We start from the raw sequence: 1,006 nt of genomic DNA, 5'->3' as shown, positions 1-1,006 counted from the left end.
GGGACACGGCGTCGGAGCCGTCCTGCATCGATTCGGTTTCACGGTTGGGGCTCGCCACCGAGCCGGAGTCCAGGTGGTCGCGGCCGATCACGATGGGTGCCGACAGCTCGCCGCTGCGCACCATTTCGTTGAATGCCAGGCCGAGCTTGGCGCGCTGGCCCAGGCCAACCCAGCAGATACGCGCCGGCAGGCCCTGGAAGCTGATGCGCTCGCGGGCCATGTCCAGCCAGTTGTGCAGGTGCGCGTCGTCCGGGATCAGCTCTTTGACTTTGGCGTCGGTCTTGTAGATGTCTTGCGGGTCGCCGGACAGTGCCGCCCAACGGAACGGGCCGATGCCACGGCAGAACAGCGGACGGATGTAGGCCGGGACGAAACCCGGGAAGTCGAAGGCGTTTTCCACGCCCACTTCTTGCGCCATCTGACGGATGTTGTTGCCGTAGTCGAACGTCGGGATGCCTTGTTTCTGGAACTCGAGCATGGCCTTGACGTGCACGGCCATCGACTGCTTGGCGGCCTTGATCACTTCGGCCGGTTCGGTCTTGGCGCGGGCGCGGTATTCGTCCCAGGTCCAGCCGGCGGGCAGGTAGCCGTTGAGCGGGTCGTGGGCGCTGGTCTGGTCGGTGACCATGTCCGGGCGCACGCCGCGCTTGACCAGTTCCGGAAGGATTTCAGCGGCGTTGCCCAGCAACGCGATGGAGATCGCCTGGCCGGCCTTGGTGTATTTGTCGATGCGCGCCAGGGCGTCGTCGAGGTCGGTGGCTTGTTCGTCGACGTAGCGGCTGCTCAGGCGGAAGTCGATGCTGACCTGCTGGCATTCGATGTTCAGCGAGCAGGCACCGGCCAGGGTCGCGGCCAGTGGCTGGGCGCCGCCCATGCCGCCGAGGCCGGCGGTCAGGACCCAACGGCCCTTGAGGTCATCGTTGTAGTGCTGGCGACCGGCTTCGACGAAGGTTTCGTAGGTGCCCTGCACGATGCCCTGGCTGCCGATGTAGATCCAGCTGCCGGC

General features: G+C 66.1%; 1 protein-coding gene. It reads right to left on the bottom strand.

Annotated elements, in window-relative coordinates; translation table 11 throughout:
- A partial coding sequence (gene hutU, locus HX824_RS32405; RefSeq protein WP_256347076.1) for a urocanate hydratase occupies positions 1-1,006 on the bottom strand: 1,006 nt, incomplete at both ends.

Source organism: Pseudomonas sp. D4002 (assembly GCF_013385665.1).
Classification (GTDB): Bacteria; Pseudomonadota; Gammaproteobacteria; order Pseudomonadales; family Pseudomonadaceae; genus Aquipseudomonas.
Note: the sequence above shows the minus strand (reverse complement) of the source record. Positions and strands in the feature narration are given on the sequence as shown.